This window comes from Caballeronia sp. LZ024 (assembly GCF_031451455.1).
Lineage (GTDB): Bacteria > Pseudomonadota > Gammaproteobacteria > Burkholderiales > Burkholderiaceae > Caballeronia > Caballeronia telluris.
In genome coordinates this window covers 1,786,005-1,808,232 of the sequence record NZ_JARUXL010000001.1, presented here as the reverse complement: position 1 = coordinate 1,808,232, position 22,228 = coordinate 1,786,005, and the positions used below count along the sequence as shown (strand labels likewise).

Here is a 22,228-nt window from a genome sequence, read left to right as displayed (position 1 = left end):
CTTACTTCACCGCGCCGCCATCGAACCATGCGGCGATCTTCTGACGTTCCGCGTCGGTCATCTGCGTGACGTTGCCAAGCGGCATCGCCTTCAGCGTCACCGCCTGCTGATGCACGCGCTTGGCGTTCTGCGAGATCTCATCCGGCGTATCGAGCATCACACCAGCCGGCGCGCTGCCCATCATCGTCGGATGCGCGGAGTGGCACGACGCGCAGCGCTGCTGAATGATCGGGGCAATGTCGGCGACCTTGATCGCCGGCGCGCCCGCTGCCTGCGCAACCGGTACGGTCGGCGCCGGCATCGTCCACGCGAACGCGCCCAGCACCAGCACGAGACCCGCGACCGGCATGTACCACAGCACCTGTCCGCGATGGCGCATCACGAAGAACTGCCGGATCAGCGCGCCCGCCAGCATGATGAGCAAGAGAATCAGCCAGTTGTACTTGTGCGTGTAAGTCATCGCGTAGTGGTTCGACAGCATCGCGAACACCACCGGCAGCGTGAAATACGTGTTGTGCACCGAACGCTGCTTGCCGCGCTTGCCGTAGATCGCGTTCGGCGTTTCGCCCTTGAGCATCGCCGCGACCATCTTGCGCTGGCCCGGAATGATGACGAAGAACACGTTCGCCGACATGATCGTCGCGATCATAGCGCCGGTGATCAGGTACGCGGCGCGTCCGGCGAACACGTGGCACGCGATGTACGCGGCGATCAGCACATACACGCCGACGCAGATGCCGAGCAGCTTGTCCTTGGTGCCGAGCAGACGGCACAGCGAGTCATAGACGATCCAGCCTGCCATCAGGAAACCGAGCGCGGCGGAAACGGCGACGACCGGGCCCATGTCGAGCACGTTCTTGTCGATGAGATACGTGCTCGGCGACAACAGATACAGCACGAGGAACAAGCCGAAACCGGACATCCACGTGGTGTAGGACGGCCAGAACGACCAGTGCAGGTTCTCCGGCATGTCCTGCGGCGCGACGGAGTACTTCTGCATGTGATAGAAACCGCCGCCGTGCACGTGCCAGAAATCGCCGAACACGCCGCGTCGCTTGGCGTTCGGGTCCTGCGGCGGTTTCAGACTGTTGTCGAGTGCGACGAAATAAAACGACTCGCCGATCCACGCGATCGCGACGATGACGTGCAGACAGCGCAATACGAGATTGAGCCAGTCGGTGACAAAACCTTCCATGAACTCCTCCAACCGATTGTGTCGCGCGGCGCTCGGGGGACATGAGGCCGGCCGCGTTTATAGATATGCGTTCTAGCTTCCGCGATACGTGCTGTACGCCCAGGGCGAAACGAGCAACGGCACGTGATAGTGCGAGGTCGAATCGGCGATACCGAAGCGCAGCGCCACGCGATCGACGAAGCGCGGTTCCGGCACTTTCACGCCGATCGCCGCGAAGTAGTCGCCCGCGTGGAACACGAGTTCGTATTCGCCGATGACGAGTGCGTCGCCTTCGAGCAGCGGCGAGTCGCAGCGTCCGTCGTCGTTGGTGAGGGTGGTTTTGAGCGCGCGGCGGGTGTCGCCCGAGAGCGCGAAGAGTTCGACCTTGATGCCGGCGCCGGGACGGCCGTGCGCGGTGTCGAGCACATGGGTTGTGAGCTTGCCCATTCGCATGTTCCTTGTGTTGTGCGATGAACGGCTGCGCATCGATCCAACCAGTGCGTCGGCGGCGGATCGAGGCTCCACTCGCGAGTGGCTACATACCCGTCGGCGTGATCAGATGCGCGCCGTGTACAGCATTTTAGAAACTTGCGCGCCGCCGTGCGCCCGCGATAGGAAAGATAATCCACGGCACATGACAGCGGCGCGTAAGCCTCGGGCCACGTGGGCCTTCACGACGCATTCGTTATGCGCTTCAAACGGTCACGGCTACCGGGCGATGCTACCTGCGCCAAAATTCGCGAATATATTGGGGACGTGAAGGCGACTATGGCGGCGCTCGCATTGCCAGCGGGATTTTGGCAACCGACATTGAGGCCTCGCGCAGAACGGCTGTGCGTCCCGAAGACGGCGATCGACGCTGGGTAACCGGGGCTTTTCTCTCACCCTTGTTGTCCCCGCCGATATGGAGATCGACCGTATGGAACCACGCGCCAAAACCCTGCTCGTCAAGAACGCTCAGGTGCTCGTCACGATGGACGGCGCGCGCCGCGAGATTCGCGACGGCGGCATGTTCATCGAAGGAAACCGGATTGTCGCGGTCGGCGCGACGGGCGATCTGCCCGCCAGCGCCGACGAAGTCCTCGACATGCGCGGTCATCTCGTGATTCCGGGCCTCGTCAACACGCATCACCACATGTATCAGAGCCTGACGCGCGCGATTCCCGCCGCGCAGAACGCCGAGCTGTTCGGCTGGCTCACGAATCTGTACAAGATCTGGGCGAACCTGACGCCCGAGATGATCGCGGTATCGACGCAGACGGCGATGGCCGAACTGCTGCTTTCGGGCTGCACGACGTCGAGCGACCATCTCTACATCTACCCGAACGGCAGCCGGCTGGATGACAGCATCGCGGCGGCCCGCGAGATCGGCATGCGTTTTCACGCGGCGCGCGGGAGCATGAGCGTCGGCCAGAAGGATGGCGGCCTGCCGCCGGATTCGGTCGTCGAAAAGGAAGACGCGATCCTGAAGGACACGCAGCGCCTGATCGAAACGTATAACGACGAAGGCCGCTACGCGATGCTGCGGGTCGTCGTCGCGCCGTGTTCGCCGTTTTCGGTCAGCCGCGAACTGATGCGCGATTCGGCGCTGCTCGCGCGGCAATACGGCGTCTCGATGCACACGCATCTGGCCGAGAACGTGAACGACGTGGCGTACAGCCGCGAGACGTTCGGCATGACGCCCGCCGAATACGCCGAGGATCTTGGCTGGGTCGGCCACGACGTGTGGCATGCGCACTGTGTGCAACTCGACCGCGCGGGCATCGACCTGTTCGCGCGCACCGGGACGGGCGTCGCGCATTGTCCGTGCTCGAACATGCGCCTCGCCTCCGGCATCGCGCCGATCCGCGCGATGCGCGATGCGGGCGTGCCGGTCGGCATCGGCGTCGACGGGTCGGCGTCGAACGACGGCGCGCAGATGGTCGGCGAGGTGCGACAGGCGTTGTTGCTGCAGCGCGTCGGCTTCGGGCCGGATGCGATGACCGCGCGCGAAGCGCTCGAAATCGCGACGCTCGGCGGCGCAAAGGTGCTCGGCCGCGACGATATCGGCGCGCTCGCGCCCGGCATGGCGGCGGATTTCGTGTCGTTCGACCTGTCGCAGGCCGCGTTTGCGGGCGCGCTGCACGATCCCGTTGCGGCGCTCGTGTTCTGCGCGCCGTCGCAAGTGGCAACGAGCGTGATCGACGGAAACGTAGTCGTGCGGGAAGGGCGGCTGACGACGCTCGAACTCGGAACGCTGGTCGAGCGGCACAACCGGCTCGCGGGCGAACTGGCGAACGCAGCCTGACCAAAAAAAGGCCGGCGCGTGAGCGCCGGCCGGCGGGAATCAAGGCTGATCGATGAGCGAGCGCGTCGCCTCGCCGACGAGCCCGCGCAGCCAGCGCACTTCGTCGGAGTAATGACAGCGCTCGTGCCAGAGCTGGTAGTACTGCATCGGCGGGAAGTCGAGCGGCGCCGGCACGACGGCGAGCGGCAAAAAGCGCGCGTAGTGATCGGCGAAAAGGCGCGTCGTCGTGAAGACGAGGTCCGACTTGATCAGCACGTAAGGCGCGAGATTGAAGTAAGGCAGCGTGACGACGACATGACGCTTCAGCCGCTCGCGCGCCAGATGCACGTCGATCGCCCCGCGCTGGCCGACGGAATAGGGCGTCGGCGCGAGATGCGGCGCGTTCAGATATTGATCGAGCGTGAGCCCGCCGCGTTTGGCGAACGGATGCGTGTTGGAAACGAGACACACGATCTTGTCGACGAAGAGATTCGACAGGTGCAGTTGCTCCGGCGGCTCCGGCCAGTTGCCGACGACGATATCGAGCTTGCCGTCTTCCAGTGCGAGTTCGTAGTCGAACGCGGGCCCGAGCGAATGAAATTCGAGCGTGGCGTTGGGCGCGGCGATGCGAAAGCGCTCGACAACCGTCGGCACGAAGAGCACGTTGAGGTAGTCGGGACAGCCGATGCGATAGCACCGCACGGAAGTGGCGGGATCGAAGTTGTGCTGCTGGACCTTGATGCGCTCGATTTCGCGCAGCGCGTTCTGGGTCGGTTCGAGCAGGCGCAGGCCGTATTCGGTCGGCACCATGCCGGACTTGCCGCGCACGAGAAGCGGATCGCCGGTGATGTCGCGCAAACGCCTCAGCGCCGCGCTGATGGCAGGTTGCGACTGGTTGAGCTTGACGGCCGCGCGCGTGACGCTGCGCTCCATCAGCAAGGTATGCAAGACGCGCAATAAATAGGTATCGATCGCCTCGCGCTGCTGACTCATGTTATCTCCGGTATATGTTCTGGCTGATCGACAACGGTGTGGACCATATCATTTTTAATATGACACAAAAAATGCGTCAAGGTGGGCTTACCCGCAAACACTGGCTTCGCGCGGTGTCCCCGGCTTTTTTGAGTTATCGACGGATGGCGTCGAATTCGGTATCTTCTGCCCGCGGTCCGATTCGCCTTCTGTGCGAGCCGGCCTTTCGAATCACGGCATTGCGCACTTTCTGACCTCATGGGCGACGCTACCTCCACTTCCAATCCGCCGCCGCGTCTTTCGCTCACCGGCATCAGCAAGCAATATCCGGCCGTCAAGGCCAACGATGACGTCACGCTCGTCGTCATGCCCGGCGAGATTCACGCCGTGCTTGGCGAGAACGGCGCGGGCAAGTCGACGCTGATGAAGATCATCTACGGCGCCGTGCGGCCGGACGAGGGCGAGATTCGCTGGGAGGGGCAGGCAGTCGAGATCGGCAGCCCGGCGGCCGCGCGCAAGCTCGGTATCGGCATGGTGTTCCAGCACTTTTCGCTCTTCGAGACGCTGACGGTCGGCGAAAACATCGCGCTCGCGCTCGACGACAAGTTCGATCTGAAGACGCTCGCCAAGCGTATCCGCGAGGTGTCGGCGGATTACGGGCTCGACGTCGATCCGCAGCGGCACGTCCATAGCCTGACGGTCGGCGAACGGCAGCGCGTGGAAATCGTGCGGTGCCTGTTGCAGAATCCGCGGCTGCTCATCATGGACGAACCGACCTCGGTGCTCACGCCGCAGGCGGTCAAGAAGCTCTTTACGGTGCTGCGGCGGCTCGCGTCGGAGGGCTGCAGCATTCTCTATATCAGCCACAAGCTCGACGAAATCCAGGCGCTCTGCGAAACCGCGACGGTGATGCGCGGCGGCCGCGTCACGGGCAGCGTCGATCCGAGGCAGGAAACGCACGCGTCGCTCGCGCAACTGATGGTCGGCCATTCGCTGCCCGGCTACACGCGGCGCGCGCATACGCCGGGCGATGCGCGGCTCGTCGTGAAGAACCTGTCGGTGGCGAGTCCCGATCCGTTCGGCACGTCGCTCGACAACGTCTCGTTCGCGGTGAAAGCCGGGGAAATCTTCGGGATCGCGGGCGTCTCGGGCAACGGCCAGGCGGAGCTGCTCGCGTCGCTCTCGGGCGAAATCCGCGACCGGCACGTCGCCGCCGACGCCGTCGCGATCTGCGGCAAGCCCGCCGCACGCCTGTCGGCCGGCGCGCGCCGCTCGCTCGGCTTCGCCTTTGTGCCGGAAGAGCGGCTCGGACGCGGCGCGGTGCCGGCGATGTCGCTCGCCGAAAACGGCCTCTTGACCGCCTACCGCGAGAACATGGTGAAGGGCGGCTGGATCAGCACGAAGGCCGTGCGCGCGTTCGCCGACCGCTGCATCGAGTCGTTCGACGTGCGCTGCGGCGGCAACGGCGCGCTTGCACAGAGCCTGTCGGGCGGAAACCTGCAGAAGTTCATCGTCGGACGCGAAATTCTGCAGGAGCCGAAGGTGCTGGTCGTCGCGCAGCCGACCTGGGGCGTCGACGTCGGCGCGGCCGCGTTCATCCGCCAGCAGTTGCTCGACCTCGCGGCGCGCGGCGTCGCGATCCTCGTGATCTCCGAGGAACTGGAAGAACTCTTCGACATCTGCGACCGGCTCGCCGTGCTCGCGCGCGGCAAGCTCTCGCCGGTGCGCGCGACGGGCGAGACGAACGCGGAAGAAATCGGCCTCTTCATGGCAGGACTTTTCGACGGCAAGCGCGCCGAGCCCGCCGCCATCGACCCAATCAACAAGTAACGACGATGATCTTTCCCTACCGACTCGAAGCGCGCCCGAGCCCGTCCCGCGCGATGCAGCTCGCCGTTCCGCTCGTGGCGGCGGTGGCGACGCTCGTCATCGGCTTCCTGATTTTCAGCCTCGTCGGACAGGACCCGTGGCGCGCGATGCACGCGTTCTTCGTCGAGCCGCTCTCGAACGTGAACGGCTGGTCCGAGCTCGTGCTGAAGGCGTCGCCGCTTTGCCTGATCGGCCTCGGGCTCGCGGTCGGCTATCGCGCGAACGTGTGGAACATCGGCGCGGAAGGGCAGATGCTGTTGGGCGGAATCGTCGCGGGCGGCATCGCGATCCATCTCGGCGACGCGTCCGGCTGGTGGACGCTCCCGCTGATGATGCTGGGCGGCGTCGTCGGCGGGATGGCTTGGGCGGCGATTCCAGCGCTCCTCAAGAGCCGCTTCAACACGAACGAAATCCTGACGAGCCTGATGCTCACCTACGTCGCGACGCAGTTGCTGATCTATCTGGTGAGCGGCCCGTGGCGCGATCCCGAAGGCATGAACTTCCCGATCTCCGCGATGTTCGTCGACGACGCGCTGTTCCCGCGTCTCTACGGCGACTGGCACTGGGCGTGGCTGAAAGGCACGCGGATCAACGCGTCGGTGTTCCTGACGGCGATCGCGATTCCGCTTGTCTGGGTGTTCATGAGAAAGAGCTTCGTGGGCTACCGGATGAACGTCGGCGGACTCGCGCCGCTCGCCGCGCGCTACGCGGGCTTCTCCGACAAGAAAACGATCTGGACCTCGCTGCTGCTCTCGGGCGGCCTCGCGGGTCTCGCGGGGATGGGCGAAGTGGCGGGGCCGATCGGCCAGTTGCAGGCGGGCTGGTCGCCGGGATACGGCTTCACGGCGATCATCGTCGTGTTCGTCGGACGGCTGCATCCGGTCGGCATCGTGCTGGCGAGCCTGCTGATGGCGCTTCTTTATCTCGGCGGCGAAGCGGTGCAGACGTCGCTGCAATTGCCGCAGGCGCTCGCGGGCGTGTTCCAGGGCCTGTTGCTGTTCTGCCTGCTCGGCGCCGATCTCTTCGTCAACTATCGCGTGCGGCGCCGGATATCGGCGCATCACGCGGCGCAATCCTGAATTTCGAAGGACCTACGAGATGGATATCAACCAGGCCAGCACGCTGGCGTCGAGCGCCGTCGTCGCGGCGATTCCGCTGATGTTCGCGGGCGCGGGCGAACTCGTCGCCGAGAAGTCGGGCGTGCTCAATCTCGGCGTCGAAGGGATGATGCTGATGGGCGCGGTCAGCGGCTACGCGGTCACCGCGATCACGGGCAATCCGTGGCTCGGCATCGGCGCGTCGATGCTCGCCGGGCTCGCGATGTCGCTCTTGTTCGGCTTTCTCACGATCACGATGCTCGCCAATCAGGTCGCGACGGGCCTCTCGCTCACGATCTTCGGCATCGGTTTTTCTGCTTACATTGGCAAACCGTACACGTCGGCGGCGGTGCGCGCGTCGATCGAGGTAATGCCGATTCCCGGCCTCGCGTCGATCCCGGTGCTCGGGCCCGCGATCTTCACGCTCACGCCGCTCGGCTATCTCGCGTTCATCATGTTCGGCGTGATCGGCTGGTTCCTCTATCGCACGCGCGCGGGACTCGTGCTGCGCTCGGTCGGCGAATCGCCGGCGGTGGCGCACTCGGTGGGTTTTCCGGTCGTCGGCGTGCGCTACGGCGCGACGCTCTTCGGTGGCGCGATGGCGGGCATCGGCGGCGGCTACTACTCGATCGTCTATCTGCACATCTGGCAGGAGCAGCTCACCTCGGGACGCGGCTGGATCGCGCTCGCGCTCGTCGTGTTCGCGACGTGGCGCCCCGGGCGCCTCATGATTGGCGCGCTGCTCTTCGGCGCGGTGATGGCGCTGCAGTTCTACGCGCAGGCGATCGGCGTGCCCGTGCCGACGCAGTTCCTCGCGATGCTGCCGTATATCGCGACGATCGTCGTGCTGGTGCTCATCTCGCGCAATCCGAACACGATCAAGCTGAACGCGCCGGCGTCGCTCGGCAAGCCGTTCTTCGCGGCGAGCTGAACGGGCCTTTGCAGCCGGTGTTGTACATCGGCTGCACGTGCGGCGCTTCGGGTCCCGCTCCCATTTTTGACAGACGAAACTGACGCGCAGCGTCTCGAACACATCCGGCTTTTCACCAACAACATCGACCAGGAGAATCACAATGAAGAAATCATGGCTGAACGCGCTGACGGCTGCGTCGACCGCAGTCGCGCTGTCCGCCACGCTTGCGGCAGCGAGCGCCCGCGCGGCCGACGCGCCGGGCATCGCGTTCGTCTATCTGGGCAACCCCGGCGACGCGGGCTGGACGTTCGCGCACGACGCCGGCAGCAAGGAAGCCGAGGCGAAATTCGGCAGCAAGGTGAAGATCACGCGCGTCGAGAACGTGCCGGAATCGGCGGATTCGGAGCGCGTGTTCCGCGATCTCGCGAACAAGGGCAACAAGGTCATTTTCGGCACGAGCTTCGGCTATCAGGACTTCCAGCTGAAAGTGGCGAAGGACTTCCCGGACACCATCTTCCTGACGGCCACCGGCTTCAAGAAGGCGAAGAACTTCGGCACCTATGACGTGCGCATGTACCAGGGCGCGTACCTCGCGGGCGTCGCGGCGGGCTACGTGACGAAGACCAACACGCTCGGCTTCGTGGCGTCGGTGCCGATTCCCGAGGTGATCCGCAACATCAACGCGTACACGATGGGCGCGCGTTCGGTGAATCCGAAGATCCACACGAAGGTCATCTGGATCAACAGCTGGTTCGATCCGGGCAAGGAAAAGCAGGCGGCCGAGACGCTGATCGGCCAGGGCGCCGACGTGCTCCTGCAGAACACCGACTCGAACGCGACGCTCGCCACGGCCGCGGAAAAGAAGGTTTTCGCGTTCGGCTGGGATTCGAACATGAAGAAGTTCGGCCCGAGCGCGCATCTGGGCTCGGTCGTTGCGCACTGGGGCGTGTATTACAACGCGGTGATCCAGCAGGTGCTCGATGGCAAGTGGAAGAACGATCCGGTGTGGCTCGGCATGCCGCAGAAGGCAGTGGACCTCGAAGACCTGAACAGCACGGCGATCCCCGCGAAGGCGATGCAGGCGGTTGCCGCGAAGCGTGAAGAACTGCACGGCGGCAAGTGGGACGTGTTCACGGGTCCGATCAAGGATCAGTCGGGCGCGGAGAAGGTCGCAGCCGGCAAGACGCTCACCGATTCGGAAATGCAGCGCATCAACTGGTACGTGGAAGGCGTGGACGGGTCGTTGCCCAAGTAAGCGCGTCGTGCGGCCGGGCTTCGACGGCCGGCCGCCGGACCAGCACCCAAACGAAAGGCCGCGCTTCGCGAGAAGCGCGGCCTTTTCACATGAGCGTTGCTTGCAGCGTCACGCCTGAATTCAGTCCTCGAGCCGCAGTCCCACCTTCAGCGTGACCTGCCAGTGCAGCACCTTGCCTTCCTCGATGTGTCCGCGCGTTTCGAGTACTTCGAACCAGTGCATGTTGCGCAGCGTCTTGGCCGCCTTTGTCAGCGCGACACGCACGGCGTCGTCGCTCGACTGGGTCGAGGAGCCGGTGAGTTCGATCATCTTGTAGACGTGTTCCGACATGGTCTTCTCCTTGGAATGAAGCAGATTGACGTTGCATTGCTGAATATGCAACGGTGCAGCAGCAAGGGATGCGCCACGGATTTGCTGACCGTGCTTCGGGGTCGGCGTGCGGCGTGCGTGAACTCAATTAAAGAACACGAACGAGCGGCGGTGAAGAGAGGATTTGGCGGAACGGGCCGCATGAATGCGCTGACGCTGCCACTCTTTGCACGCTTCGAATTGACACCGACGCGATCGTTCGAGGGCAGGCCGCGTCGCAAGACGCGGCTTGTTCCGAAGACGATTTGTCGGCGGTGATCGAGGTATTGAAGTCGCCTGGACGCCAGCACGCCAGGCGACCATGCGATGGCGCTCAGCGCAGCGGCCGCGAGGCTGCGTCGCCCGCATCCTGCCGGCGCGTGCCGCGACGCGTGCGAGCCGTTGCCGATGCACCGAATTCGCTCAGGATCTGCGAGCGGGCGCGGCTCGCGAACACAAGGAAGCCGAAGCCGTTGGCCTCGTACCAGTAGCCGCCGTTCTCGAGACCGTCGAGCGGCTGTTCGAGCGCATTGGTGATGGATTCGATGCAGCGCCGGTGCAATTCCTCGGTGGCGGGATAGGGCGGCTGCGCGCCGCGCACACTGCACAGGAGCACGTCGAGGCCGGGCAGGACGTGTGCGTAGAGCACGGGTTCGTCCTGGGCGCGGGCGCGCGCGATCTTCGTGTCGAGTTGACCGAACGCCTTGAAATGACGAAGCACGGCGAGAAACGACTCGTCCCCGTCGACCTTCACGCGCTTACGCTTTTTCGGGAAGGACATAAAAATTCGCCTGAAAAAGAATTGCAAGAAACGCAGCGTCCTCATGCGGCCACTCCCGTCTTGCGGGCCGTACATCGATCTTTGCACGTCGATCTTTTATAGCACATCGAAGTGGTCGGTTCACGGTGATTCGGGAAGGGCGCTGCACGTCGCCGGCGATGATTCTCCGACAATGCGCCACGCGCACGAATCGTGCCGAAGACCTGCGGCGGCTCGCTTGGCATCAGTCTCAATAATAGTCCTGCAATTCCGCGTGCGACGAAAAATCTCGCAGAAAAAAGATGCATCGCCCACCAACGCGCGCGCCGCAGACGCAAAAAACCCGCGCCGTGGCGCGGGTTCGGTGGCAAGGCGTACAGACGAAAAGAGCGAAGCGGCACCCATTCGCAATTCAGTGCGGCAACGCGCGCGGCCCGGAAAAACTCAGACGCGCGGCGAGCCCTTCAGCGAATCGCGGATCTCGCGCAGCAGCAGCACGTCTTCGGGCGTGGCGGCTGGCGCCGTTTCGGCGGGCTTGCGCAGATTGTTGATGAACTTGACCATCATGAAAATGATGAACGCCAGGATGATGAAGTTGATCAGCACCGTGATGAACGAGCCGTAGCCGAACACGGCGACGCCCGCTGTCTGCAGGTCTTTGTAGGAGCCGGGATTGCCTTTGAAAGTCTCCGGTATGGGACCTAGCCTGACGAACAGGTTCGAGAAGTCGAGCCCGCCCGTTGCGAGCCCGACGACCGGCATGATGAGATCCTTGACGATGGAGTTCACGATGGTCGAGAACGCGCCACCGATGATCACACCGACGGCGAGGTCCATGACGTTGCCCTTCAGGGCGAAGTTCTTGAATTCCTCAATCATGCTCATGCGCGGCTTCCTCCAGTAAAAAAGTTCGCTTGGATCGGCACAGGCGGGCAGCAAGGGCTGTGCCAACGAGAGAGCGGTGTAACCATTCCTCGGACTCGTGCCATCCGCTCTCGTCTTCGGGGCCATGATAGCCGCTCGATTTGCATGGCGTGCGCGGTTTTTCCGCACGAGGCTACTTCTTCGGCTCCGCCGCCACGATGCGCCCTTTCGCGATCGCCGCGACGAACGCCGTGTGGTCGGCGACTGTCTGCGTGCCGTAGCGCTCGGCCCATCCTGCATAGGCGGCATCGAGCTTGTCGGAACTGCCGCAATAGCCGGCGATGAGCGCGGCGTCGCCGGTGCGGGCATGGGCGCGCGCGAGCAGCAGGCCGAGACACCACGCGTAGAAGTCGAAGGTCGCGCCGTGCAGCCAGTCGACCGGGATCGAGCCGCGCATGTCCTTCATCTGGCGCACGTAGAAGTCGCGGCCCGAGATGGTCGTCCAGCCGAGCAGCGCATCCGACGAACTCTGCAAGAGGCGCTGGCCGTGCACGACGCGGCGTCCCTGATGGCGGAACGGCTCGTCGAGCGGCGGCACGAAGGGCGCCGCCGCCGGCACGATCCCTTCCTTCACCTGCATAAAAAGCGGGTCGCCGAGCGCGCGGCCGATCAAGAGCACGAGGTACGCGCGCGTGCCGACACTGCCCACGCCCACCACGCGATGCGCGACATCCGCGACGTCGTAGCGCTCGAGCATCATGCGCCACTCGCCCGCGATGGTCTGCAGATACGCCTTCAGCCCGTCGACGACGTGATTGCGCTCGGCGGCGTCGAGCTTCGTGAGGATCGGCGGATCGTCCTTGAAGCGCCAACTCTTGCCGGCCTGCTCCGCGACTTTCGTGAGCATCGTCGCGTGGGAGCGCTTCATCGCGCGCTCGACCGTTTTTTCGATCGTCGCGCGCTCGGCGGCGTTCAGGTGTGTCGGGGCGTCGATGTGCGTGGCGCTTGCGTAGGACCGCATCTGCCAGAGGTCGTAGGGGCTCACCTGCGCGAGTTCGGCCATCGTCGTGCGGTAGGCGGCGCACGTCGAGCGCACCGCGCGAGCGCGCCCTTCGGCGTCGACGCCGTTCTCGCGCGCCGCGACGTTGATGCTCGCCGTGAGCCGCTTGAGGTCCCACTCCCAGGGCGCGACGAGGGTTTCGTCGAAATCGTTCAGATCGAACACGACATCCTGGCGCGGCGTGCGAAAGAGGCCGAAGTTGCTGACGTGCGCATCGCCGTCGATCATCACGTTGTGGCCGATCGACGGTGACTGCGCGAGATCCCACGCCATCACGGTCGCCGAGCCGCGCAGGAACGCAAACGGAGACTCGGCCATGCGCGCCATGCGCAGCGGAATCAGCCGCTCCTGGCGGCCGGCGTTGCCGGCAAGCACGCGCTCGACCGGGTCGGGACGGCCGGGGGCGGGGTGCCAGTCGGCGTGGGCGTCGAAGGGGACGGCATCGCGCAGGGACCGGCCGTTCGCACGGCTTTCGTCAGCGGTTCCGCCCGCTGCATGCCGGTTGGACGGCGAATCCTTCGTCGAGCTGGCTTGGGTCGGCAAGCGGTTTCTCCTTAAAGAGGTTGTCTTGCTTCGCAGGGCGCGCCGCTGGTTTAGATCCCGTGCGCACTTGCGCGCGCGATACGTGTACGTTTTACACCGGGGTGGATTGAGGTTTACACCGTTTGATGTTCCTGTGTTTCCGTTCCCCGCGATGCCGCCGCAAAAAGCGTCAACGCACGCCCCCATCCCGGGCACGTAACCTGCTTGACTCGACCGCTCGGAGCCGCAAGAGGCTCCCCAACGCCCGCACCGATCCACACTTCAACGCGGCGCATCACCATTACCGAGAAACACCACCACATGCCGAACGATATCCGCATTGCAGAAGGTTCGCCGTTTCCGCTCGGCGCCACCTGGGACGGCGAAGGCGTCAACTTCGCGCTGTTTTCCGCGAACGGGACGAAAGTCGAACTATGCCTGTTCGACGAAAAGGGCGAAAAGGAACTGGAACGCATCGAACTGCCGGAATACACGGACGAAGTCTGGCACGTCTACGTGTTCGGGCTGAAACCGGGCGCCGTGTACGGCTATCGCGTGCACGGGCCTTACGAGCCCGAAGCGGGGCATCGGTTCAATCCGAACAAGCTGTTGCTCGACCCCTACGCAAAAGCGCACGTCGGCGAACTGAAGTGGGACCCGGCGGTATTCGGCTACACGCTCAACGCCGACGGCGACGATCTCACCTTCGACGAACGCGACAGCGCGCCGTTCATGCAGAAGTGCCAGGTCGTCGATCAATCGTTCAGCTGGACCCACGCGACGCGCGTGCGCGTACCGTGGGAACGCACGATCTTCTACGAAACCCACGTGCGCGGCTACACGAAGCGCCATCCGGCCGTGCCGGAGCCCATGCGCGGCACCTTCGAAGGCCTCGGGCAGAAGGAAGTCATCGAGCACATCAAGAGCCTCGGCGTGACCTCCGTCGAATTGCTGCCGATCCACGCGTTCGTCAACGACAGCCATCTGCTCGACAAGGGCCTCACGAACTACTGGGGTTACAACACGATTGGCTTCTTCGCCGCCGACCCGCGCTTCTTTTCGCGCGGCCCGGGCGTCGTCGCCGAGTTCAAGGAGATGATCGACCGGATGCACGAGGCCGGGCTCGAAGTGATTCTCGACGTCGTCTACAACCATACGGCCGAAGGCAACGAGCGCGGCCCGACGCTTTCGTTTCGCGGCATCGACAACGCGTCGTACTACCGCCTGATGCCCGACGAGCCGCGCTATTACATCAACGATACGGGCACCGGCAACACGCTGAACCTGTCGCATCCGCGCGTGCTCCAGATGGTCACCGACAGCCTGCGCTACTGGGTCACGGAGATGAACGTCGACGGCTTTCGCTTCGACCTCGCGACGATCCTCGGCCGCGAGCCATACGGCTTCGACGAAGGCGGCGGCTTCCTCGACAGTTGCCGTCAGGACCCGATCCTGTCGAGCGTCAAGCTGATCGCCGAGCCGTGGGATTGCGGCCCGGGCGGCTATCAGGTCGGCGGTTTTCCGCCCGGCTGGGCGGAATGGAACGACAAGTATCGCGACACGGTGCGCTCGTTCTGGAAGGGCGACGACGGCGTCGCCGCCGAACTCGCGACGCGCATCACCGGCTCGGGCGACAAGTTCAACCACCGCGGGCGCCGCCCGTGGGCGAGCGTCAACTTCATCACCGCGCACGACGGTTTCACGCTCAACGATCTCGTGTCGTACAACGACAAGCACAACGAGGCGAACGGCGAGGACAACAACGACGGCCATTCCGACAACAAGTCGTGGAACTGCGGCGTCGAAGGCCCGACCGACGACCCGGAAATCCGCGCGCTGCGCGAGCGCCAGAAGCGCAACATGCTCGCGACGCTGCTGTTCTCGCAGGGAACGCCGATGGTGCTCGCCGGCGACGAGTTTGGCCGCACGCAACAGGGCAACAACAACGCGTATTGCCAGGACGACGACATCAGTTGGGTCGACTGGGAAGGCATCGACGACGACGGCCGCGCGCTGACCGAGTTCGTCCGCAAGCTGACGACGCTGCGCCACACGCTGCCGGTGCTGCGTCGCGGGCGGTTCCTCACGGGTGAGTGGCGCGAGGACCTGCAGGTGGCCGATGTCAAATGGCTGAGCCCGTCGGGCGACGAACTGACGCCCGAGCAATGGGACGATCCGTCGATGCGCTGCTTCGGCCTTGTGATCGACGGCCGCGCCCAGGCGACCGGGATTCGCCGGCCGGCGTCGGATGCGACGCTGCTTCTCGTCGTGAACGCGCATCACGATGTCGTGGACTTCACGCTGCCCGACGTGCCGGGCAGCGATCAATGGAGCTGTCTCATCGATACGAATGCGCCGATCCGCGAGGAACTGGAAGACTTCGATTCGGGCGCGGTGTATCAGGTGACAGGGCGCTCGCTCCTGCTTTTCGCGCTGCATGCGCGAGGCGCGACGCGGCGCATCTTCAAGCGGCTGGAGGAAGCGCTGACGGATGAAGTCGAGCCGGAGGGCGGCGAACCGAAGCAGGAATAAGCCGGGGCGGCCGCCGCGTTATGATGCGGGACCTGCCGATGCGGCATGTCCCGCTTTTCCATTTGACGCGAGCGCCTCCCGAACGATGAACGAAACGAACACGCCATCCCGATCCTGCCTGCTCCCAGCGACATGATTCTTCACGCCATCGCGCGCGTCGCGGGTTGGGACCAGTTGGAGCGGGTGTGGGAGTTCATCGTCGGGTTCTTCAAGTTTCTCTGGGCGCTGTTGCGCTTTCTCGGCGGCGGTTGAAGCTCGGACCGGTGCAACAATGAAAAAGGCTCCGGTCATCACACCGGAGCCTTTTGCTTTCTCTCTCAACGTCGGCAAATTCGAATCACGTATCGCGCCAGTTGTCGTCGTTGTTGCCGAGATCCAGGCCGCCACCGCCACCGCTACCGCCGTCATTCCACTCGTTCGAGCCATTGCCGAAGTCGAGTCCGCCGCCGTCGCTGCCGCCATTGCCTGCGCCGTTGCCGAAAGTGTTGTCGGGCGCCGGGCGCTCGATCACGCGGTCGCGCCCGTGCGACAGCGCTTCGCCGAGCAGCACACCCGTCAGCAACCCGCCCATGCCGCCGCCAAAACCGCCGCCGCCCTGCTGGATGACGACGGGCCCTTGTTGCTGCGGATAAGGCTGCTGCGGCGGATAGGGCCCTTGCTGATTACGTCCGAAACGCTCGGCTTCCTGCGCGTACACGGAGTCGCCTTCGCGCGCTGAGGCCGCAGCGGCATTCGCGGCATTGGGATCCGGCCGTCCTTCGGCGCGCGCCTTTAGGCTCTCGACGCGGTTGGCGAGGTCCTCGACCTGATATGGCGGCACCGGGTTCTTCGCATTCGACAGCGCTTCGACCAGTTCGCGCAATTGCGTCTCGACGCCCTCGACATCCTTCAGCAGCGCTTCGTGCCCGGGCGCCGTGGACAGCCGCACATCCAACTTGAGCGTGCGCACGTCGTTGAGCAGTTCGGTCGCGCGCTTCAGTTGCGTGCGGCGATCGTCGTTGGCGCGGCCGTCGTCGCGCGCGCGGGCGCGGCGCAGACCCCAGCGCAACACCAGCGCGATGGCCGCGAACAGCACAGCGAAGCCGACCCACCCGCCGACCGACGGCCCATGTTTTTCTTGCGCCGGTGCGGGCGCCGGGTTGAACGGATTTTGCGCGACCGAGCCGGTCTGGTTCGCCTGCTGCCCGCCGCCGGGGACATTGGCGACGACGTTCGCGCGATTCGCGTCGCCGCGAATGCGCGCTTCGGTCGCCGCGAAACGCATCGGGTCGGTGAACTTGAGTTGCGGATCGAGCGACTTCGCCTGCCGCAGATGCGAGAGGGCGTCGTCGTAGCGACCCTCGCGATCGAGCACCTGCGCATAGAGATAATGCGCGTGCGCATTGTTCGGATGCGCCTGCAGGACCTCGGTCAGACCGGCGTCGGCTTTTTGCCAGTTGCCTTGCGACATCGCCTGCTCGATCTGCTGGGCGGTCGGCACCGCGAACGCCGCCGAAGCGACGAACAGCAGCGACGCCGCGACAGCCGTCAGATATTTTTTCATGATGCGGGCCGGGCGCGATGAACGCCCGCCTCCTGTCGATCCCAATCGATGACACATTCCAGTGCGACGCGCGCCGAGCCGATAAGTTCGCCGCGCCGCCTGGCACAGCCTCGTCAAGCCTACTGCGACGGCGAATTCAACTGTTTCTTCAGCGCTTCCAGCCGGTCGTCGACGGACGGGCCGCGGTTAAGCGCCGCGAGCTTGTCGTCTAGCGCCTTGCCGGACTTCTGGTCGGCGGAATTCAGGCGGGCGTCCGAGCGGGCGTTGGCGAGTTGCACCTTGTCTTCGAGCTTCTGGAAATCCTCCGACAGGTTTTTCCCGCCGATGCCGCCGAGTGCGGTCGCCGCGACGTCCTTCGCCTGCGCGATCTGCTGCTTCGCCTGCAGGATGTTGGAGCGCGCGTTCAGGTCGTTGCGGCGCTGGCGCATGTCGGCGATTTGCTGCTTCAAATGATCGACCGACGGTTCGAGCGTGCCAAGCTCCCCGGCGAGCGCGTCGCGCTCGGTTTCCGCGTTCGCCTGCGCGGCGAGCGCCTCGCGGGCGAGCCCTTCGTCGCCCGTTTGCAGCGCGCGCTTCGCGCCGTCTTCGTACTTCTTCGCCTTGTCGGCGGCGACATCGCGCTTGCTTTGCTGCGTCGCGACCTGCGCCTCAATCTCGATCAGCGCGTTTTCCGCCTTCGCGATGCTGTCGTCGAGTTCGCGCACGATCTGGCGCGAGTCGCGCGACGGGTCCTGCATCGTGTCGGCGGCGTCGTTCAGCAGACCCTTGACGGTGCGCGTGATGGAATCCAAAAGCGACATGTGTTTCTCCTTGATGAAAGCTGCGGACCGCCCGAGGCTGCCGCGCGGCGCTCGTGCGCGATCCGCGCCACGTAAGTTCGGGCCGCCCGCGCGGATTGCAAGCACAAGCTTCAATAAGACGCGCAGCCTGGGTCGGATGCTGTTTCTCGCGTCGTCTATTAGAGCACGATGCGGCTTAAGCGGGTCTTAATCGACCGGGCGCGCAGCGTTAAGGAATGTAACGGCAGGCGCGGCGCAGCAAGCCCCGCACGCCATCGAACGCCATAGAATCAGCCAGCGGAAACATCATGTCGAAGATGCTCGTCATAGCGTTCGCGGTCGGGGCCGTCGTGTTCCTCGCGCTCGATGCGCTGTGGCTCGGGGCCGTGGGGCGCGGTCTCTATCGGCGCGAGATCGGCGCGTTGCTGCTCGAACGGCCGAACTTCGGCGCGGCGGCCGTGTTCTATGTGCTGTATCTCGCCGCGATGACGTACTTCTGCGTGATGCCCGGTCTCGCCGAAGCGAGCGCGGCGCGAGCGCTCATCAATGGCGTGCTGTTCGGCGCGATCGCCGACGCGACTTACGATCTCACCAATCTCGCGACGCTAAAGGGCTGGAGCACGACGATCGTCGTCGTCGACATCGCCTGGGGCGCGTTCGCGACAGCGGTCGCCTCGGCGGCGGTCGCGGTGCCGATGCGTTTCGTCTCCTGACACACGACATCGGCGCTCATTGCTCCGAGTGGCCGCGCGTGAGGGATGCGCCTTCGCCTTCGTCGGTATCGGAGTCGCCAGGGTCGGCCGGTTCCGTGGAGTGCGGCGATTCGGCCTCGGGCTTCGCCTTCGCCAGCGCCGCCTTGTGCGCGGCGGCCGCGTTCTTCGACGCATTCGCCGCGGCGGTCTTCGCTTCGCGCGCCGCGGCTTTTTCCGCGACGTGACGCAGCGCGACGTTCAGCGCATCGGGCGTTTTCGGCGCGCGCAGGCGCTCGACCAGACCGGCCACCTTGATCTGCTCGCTCGTGGCATTGAAATTCAGGACCGCCCGCCGCATGAGTTCGCTCACGCTGATGCCGAGTCCCTCGGCGGTGTTGCTGATGGCGAGTTTCTGCGCGGGTGTCACGAAAACAACGATGCGTTCGCTGGGTTTGGTAGACATGAGCGGCTCGCAAACAGTAAGGCGATTGCAAAGAAGCGATGCGACAAAGTTACCGCAAGACGGCTCGCCGGCCGCGTTCGTTCTACCTCGCAACGACGCAGCCCGACGCATCCATCATATCGTTTTGTGCTTCGGCGTGGGTGGGTCCGGCCGGTTCGAACCGAAATCGCGGCACACGCCAAAAGTGGCGCTCGCTCAATGACTTGGCGATTTTCTCATACGGTTGTCCACAGCGCTCTCAATAGTTTCTGTGGGTAACCTGTCCGTGCGTGAGCGCACTGTCGGCGTGATTTACTTACAAAAAAATCGGGCGTCTCGCGGAGAAGTGCGCTCGAATTCTTTAAAATGTGCTGTTACCCTGCGCGTGCAGCCGGACAGGCGCTTTGCCGCCGCGCGCGTCCCGAGCATCCGGGCCATGCCGGCCGGTCCGTGCCGGCAAACATCTCGCGCGCGGTCTGGTTCACGTGGCGCGGGGCGCGCGGCGGCCAACCGCGAGCCTCACGCGACCACTCACGTGACTGATTCAGTCAAACGGCGCATCCGACCGGGCCAAGCGTCCGGGTCGCGCGCCGAACCATCGAAGTCATGCCAATCATCAAACGACCGAATTCCTCGAACCCCTCACGCGACGTCCGGCATTACATCGGCGACGGCAACCGTCACGGCGAAGACCGCAACGACCGTAACGACCGCAACGACGGCCGCTATCGCGACGAGCCCGAAGGGCGCTCGTTCTTCGCGCGCATCGCATTGTGGTTCGCGGGGCTGTTCGCGCTCGCGGGCGTAATCGGCGCGCTCATCATCGGTTATGCGCTCGTCGTGATGGGGCCGAACCTGCCCTCGCTCGACGCGCTCACCGACTATCGGCCGAAAGTGCCGCTGCGGGTCTATACCGCCGATCACGTGCTGATCGGCGAATTCGGCGAGGAACGGCGTTCGCTCGCGCGCTTCCAGGACATCCCCGACCAGATGAAGAAGGCGGTCCTCGCGATCGAGGACTACCGTTTCTACGATCACGGCGGCGTCGACTTCCTCGGCATCCTGCGCGCGGGCGTGAGCGACGTGATGCATGGCGGCGCCTCGCAGGGCGCGAGCACGATCACGATGCAGGTCGCGCGCAATTTCTTCCTGTCGAGCGAAAAGACCTACACGCGCAAGATCTATGAAATGCTGCTTGCGTACAAGATCGAGCGCGCGCTGACGAAGGACCAGATTCTCGAGCTGTACATGAACCAGATCTATCTGGGCGAGCGCGCCTACGGCTTCTCGGCCGCGGCGCGCGTCTACTTCGGCCGCGACCTGAAGGACATCACGCTCGCGCAGGCCGCGATGCTCGCGGGCCTGCCGAAGGCGCCGTCCGCGTACAACCCGGTCGTCAATCCAAAGCGCGCGAAGATCCGCCAGCAGTACATCCTGAAGCGCATGCTCGACCTGAACTACATCACGCGCGAGCAGTACGACCAGGCCGTCGTCGAGGAGATCCACACGAAATCCGCCGGCACCGAGTACGGCGTGCATGCGGAATACGTCGCGGAAATGGTCCGGCAGATGATGTACGCGCAATACAAGGAAGAGACCTACACGCGCGGCCTCACGGTCACGACGACCATCGATTCCGCCGATCAGGACGCCGCCTATCGCGCGGTGCGAAAGGGCATCATGGATTACGAGCGGCGCCACGGCTATCGCGGGCCGGAAGGCTTCGTGAACCTGCCGAAGGACGACGACGACCGCGAGCAGGCCATCGAGGACGCGCTCGTCGATCATCCGGACGACGGCGATCTGGAGTCCGCGGTCGTGACGGCCGTGAGCGCGAAGCAGGTGAGCGCGCAGTTCGTCGGCGGCGAAACCGCGAACATCGCCGGCGACGGCCTGCGCTTCGCCGCGCCCGCGCTACGGAGCAATGCGGCGGCGGCCTTGCGCATCAAGCCCGGTTCGATCGTGCGCCTGACGAAGGACGCGAAGGACAACTGGCAGATCACGCAATTGCCGCAAGTGGAAGGCGCGCTCGTCTCGCTCGTGCCGCAGGACGGCGCGATTCGCGCGCTCGTCGGCGGCTTCGACTTCAACAAGAACAAGTTCAACCACGTGACGCAGGCATGGCGCCAGCCGGGTTCGAGCTTCAAGCCGTTCATCTACTCGGCGGCGCTCGACAAGGGCCTCGGACCGGCGACGATCATCAACGACGCGCCGCTCTATTTCCCGCCGACGACACCCGGCGGCCAGGCCTGGGAGCCGAAGGACGACGACCAGCCCGACGGCCCGATGTCGATGCGCACGGGTTTGCAGCGTTCGAAGAACCTCGTGTCGATCCGTATCCTGTCGTACATCGGCACGGGCTACGCGCAGGAGTTCGTCACGAAGAACTTCGGTTTCGACGTCGACAAGACGCCGCCGTATCTGCCGCTCGCGCTCGGCGCCGGGCTCGTCACGCCGTTGCAGCTTTCCGGCGCGTATTCGGTGTTCGCGAACGGCGGCTACCGCATCAATCCGTACCTGATCGCCGAAGTCGCCGATGCGCGCGGCACGGTGATCTCGCGCGCCGACCCGCTGACGGCCGGTGGCAACGCGCCGCAGACGCTCGAGCCGCGCAACGCGTACATGATGAACAGCCTCCTGCACACGGTCGCGACGCAGGGCACGGGAGCCGCGACCAACGCGCTCAAGCGTAACGACCTGCAAGGCAAGACCGGCACGACCAACGACGCGAAGGACGGCTGGTTCGCCGGTTATCAGCACTCGCTCGTGGCGGTGGCGTGGATGGGCTACGATCAGCCGAAGTCGCTCGGCAGCAAGGAGTTCGGTGCGCAGCTCGCGCTGCCGATCTGGGTCGATTACATGGGACGCGCGCTGCGCAACGTGCCGCAGCAGCAGATGCCGAAGCCCGACGGCATCACAGACTTCGACGGCGAACTCTTTTACGCCGACCGGACGCCCGGCAGCGGCTTTATCGCGAGCATCGGCATGGACGCGGCCGATCCGGCGGGCGCCGTGACGACGACATCGGGCGGAGTCGGCCCGGGCGGCATGCAGGCGCCCAACGTGAACGCCGACGAGCGCAAGCAGATCATGGATCTGTTCAGCAAGCACTGAACGCTCCGACCGCATCCGGCATCGCC

18 protein-coding genes are annotated in these 22,228 nt (G+C 64.8%); 8 read left to right on the top strand and 10 right to left on the bottom strand.

Annotated elements, in window-relative coordinates; genetic code table 11:
• Position 1: 1 nt before the first annotated feature.
• The gene (locus QCE48_RS08345) at positions 2-1,195 is read right to left on the bottom strand and encodes a urate hydroxylase PuuD (RefSeq protein ID WP_116564656.1); all 1,194 of its coding nucleotides are present in this window, start codon (positions 1,193-1,195) and stop codon (positions 2-4) included.
• Positions 1,196-1,267: 72 nt separating this feature from the next.
• The gene (uraH, locus tag QCE48_RS08340; RefSeq protein WP_309785249.1) at positions 1,268-1,621 is read right to left on the bottom strand and encodes a hydroxyisourate hydrolase; all 354 of its coding nucleotides are present in this window, start codon (positions 1,619-1,621) and stop codon (positions 1,268-1,270) included.
• 472 nt (positions 1,622-2,093) lie between these two features.
• Here uraH and QCE48_RS08335 point away from each other — a divergent pair, with 472 nt between their 5' ends.
• Positions 2,094-3,461 (top strand): 8-oxoguanine deaminase, encoded by a 1,368-nt coding sequence (locus tag QCE48_RS08335; protein ID WP_309785251.1) that lies wholly within the window; start codon positions 2,094-2,096, stop codon positions 3,459-3,461.
• Between the two features lie 39 nt (positions 3,462-3,500).
• Here QCE48_RS08335 and QCE48_RS08330 read toward each other — a convergent pair whose 3' ends face one another.
• The gene (locus QCE48_RS08330) at positions 3,501-4,433 is read right to left on the bottom strand and encodes a LysR substrate-binding domain-containing protein (RefSeq protein ID WP_062636860.1); all 933 of its coding nucleotides are present in this window, start codon (positions 4,431-4,433) and stop codon (positions 3,501-3,503) included.
• 237 nt (positions 4,434-4,670) lie between these two features.
• On the opposite strand from QCE48_RS08330, the gene QCE48_RS08325 reads away from it, so the two are divergent.
• The 4 genes from QCE48_RS08325 (at position 4,671) to QCE48_RS08310 (ending at position 9,546) form a co-directional block, all read left to right on the top strand.
• Entirely contained in the window at positions 4,671-6,242 is a 1,572-nt protein-coding gene (locus QCE48_RS08325; RefSeq protein ID WP_309785255.1) for an ABC transporter ATP-binding protein, read from the top strand.
• A 5-nt stretch (positions 6,243-6,247) separates the two neighbouring features.
• The gene (locus QCE48_RS08320; RefSeq protein WP_309785257.1) at positions 6,248-7,360 is read left to right on the top strand and encodes an ABC transporter permease; all 1,113 of its coding nucleotides are present in this window, start codon (positions 6,248-6,250) and stop codon (positions 7,358-7,360) included.
• 19 nt (positions 7,361-7,379) lie between these two features.
• Positions 7,380-8,309 carry an ABC transporter permease gene (locus QCE48_RS08315; RefSeq protein WP_116564665.1) on the top strand — a complete coding sequence of 310 codons (930 nt, stop codon included), beginning with the start codon at positions 7,380-7,382 and terminating at the stop codon, positions 8,307-8,309.
• A gap of 142 nt (positions 8,310-8,451) precedes the next feature.
• A complete protein-coding gene (locus tag QCE48_RS08310) occupies positions 8,452-9,546 on the top strand; it encodes a BMP family ABC transporter substrate-binding protein (protein WP_309785261.1) in 1,095 nt (364 codons plus the stop codon).
• 120 nt (positions 9,547-9,666) lie between these two features.
• Here the strand turns inward: QCE48_RS08310 and QCE48_RS08305 are convergent, their stop codons facing one another.
• From QCE48_RS08305 to QCE48_RS08290, 4 genes are all read right to left on the bottom strand, one after another.
• Entirely contained in the window at positions 9,667-9,876 is a 210-nt protein-coding gene (locus tag QCE48_RS08305; protein ID WP_087631111.1) for a dodecin, read from the bottom strand.
• A 352-nt stretch (positions 9,877-10,228) separates the two neighbouring features.
• Positions 10,229-10,720 carry a hypothetical protein gene (locus QCE48_RS08300; protein ID WP_309785265.1) on the bottom strand — a complete coding sequence of 164 codons (492 nt, stop codon included), beginning with the start codon at positions 10,718-10,720 and terminating at the stop codon, positions 10,229-10,231.
• 378 nt (positions 10,721-11,098) lie between these two features.
• Positions 11,099-11,539, bottom strand: a complete 441-nt coding sequence (gene mscL / locus QCE48_RS08295; RefSeq protein ID WP_309785268.1) for a large conductance mechanosensitive channel protein MscL — start codon at positions 11,537-11,539, stop codon at positions 11,099-11,101.
• A 172-nt stretch (positions 11,540-11,711) separates the two neighbouring features.
• Entirely contained in the window at positions 11,712-13,121 is a 1,410-nt protein-coding gene (locus QCE48_RS08290) for a DUF2252 domain-containing protein (protein ID WP_309785270.1), read from the bottom strand.
• Between the two features lie 300 nt (positions 13,122-13,421).
• On the opposite strand from QCE48_RS08290, the gene glgX reads away from it, so the two are divergent.
• Complete coding sequence (glgX, locus tag QCE48_RS08285; RefSeq protein WP_309785272.1) at positions 13,422-15,632, top strand: glycogen debranching protein GlgX; 2,211 nt, start codon at positions 13,422-13,424, stop codon at positions 15,630-15,632.
• Between the two features lie 337 nt (positions 15,633-15,969).
• Here glgX and QCE48_RS08280 read toward each other — a convergent pair whose 3' ends face one another.
• Positions 15,970-17,175 carry a tetratricopeptide repeat protein gene (locus QCE48_RS08280; protein ID WP_309785275.1) on the bottom strand — a complete coding sequence of 402 codons (1,206 nt, stop codon included), beginning with the start codon at positions 17,173-17,175 and terminating at the stop codon, positions 15,970-15,972.
• A 119-nt stretch (positions 17,176-17,294) separates the two neighbouring features.
• Positions 17,295-17,975, bottom strand: coding sequence for a PspA/IM30 family protein (locus tag QCE48_RS08275; RefSeq protein ID WP_309785277.1), 681 nt, complete (start codon positions 17,973-17,975; stop codon positions 17,295-17,297).
• Positions 17,976-18,262: 287 nt separating this feature from the next.
• On the opposite strand from QCE48_RS08275, the gene QCE48_RS08270 reads away from it, so the two are divergent.
• Positions 18,263-18,667 carry a DUF2177 family protein gene (locus tag QCE48_RS08270; protein ID WP_309785279.1) on the top strand — a complete coding sequence of 135 codons (405 nt, stop codon included), beginning with the start codon at positions 18,263-18,265 and terminating at the stop codon, positions 18,665-18,667.
• Between the two features lie 16 nt (positions 18,668-18,683).
• On the opposite strand, the gene QCE48_RS31840 is transcribed toward QCE48_RS08270, so the two are convergent.
• Entirely contained in the window at positions 18,684-19,109 is a 426-nt protein-coding gene (locus QCE48_RS31840; RefSeq protein ID WP_404982638.1) for a plasmid mobilization protein, read from the bottom strand.
• Between the two features lie 585 nt (positions 19,110-19,694).
• Between QCE48_RS31840 and QCE48_RS08260 the strand changes: the two genes are divergently transcribed.
• Complete coding sequence (locus tag QCE48_RS08260) at positions 19,695-22,202, top strand: penicillin-binding protein 1A (protein ID WP_309785281.1); 2,508 nt, start codon at positions 19,695-19,697, stop codon at positions 22,200-22,202.
• Positions 22,203-22,228 lie beyond the last annotated feature (26 nt).